General features: G+C 73.9%; 1 protein-coding gene. It reads left to right on the forward strand.

Going from position 1 to position 364, the window contains the following annotated elements; genetic code table 11:
* A partial coding sequence (locus IF30_RS42940; protein WP_037903237.1) for a beta-ketoacyl synthase N-terminal-like domain-containing protein occupies window positions 1-364 on the forward strand: 364 nt, incomplete at both ends.

A 364-nucleotide genomic window follows, 5' to 3' on the forward strand; every position in this document is an offset into this window, starting at 1 on the left:
CCCCGACGGCCGCTGCAAAGCCTTCTCCGCCGACGCCGACGGCACCGGCTGGGGCGAAGGCATCGGACTACTCCTCCTCGAACGCCTCTCCGACGCCCGGCGCCTGGGCCACCCCGTCCTCGCCGTCGTCCGCGGCTCCGCCGTCAACCAGGACGGTGCCTCCAACGGGCTCACCGCCCCCAACGGGCCCTCCCAGCAACGCGTCATCCGCCAGGCCCTCGCCAACGCCGGCCTCCAGCCCTCCGACGTCGACGCGGTGGAGGCGCACGGCACCGGCACCCGCCTCGGCGACCCCATCGAAGCCCAGGCACTCCTCGCCACCTACGGACAGAACCGCGAACAACCCCTCTGGCTCGGCTCGGTG

It is taken from the genome of Streptomyces sp. NRRL S-350 (genome assembly GCF_000719705.1).
Classification (GTDB): domain Bacteria; phylum Actinomycetota; class Actinomycetes; order Streptomycetales; family Streptomycetaceae; genus Kitasatospora.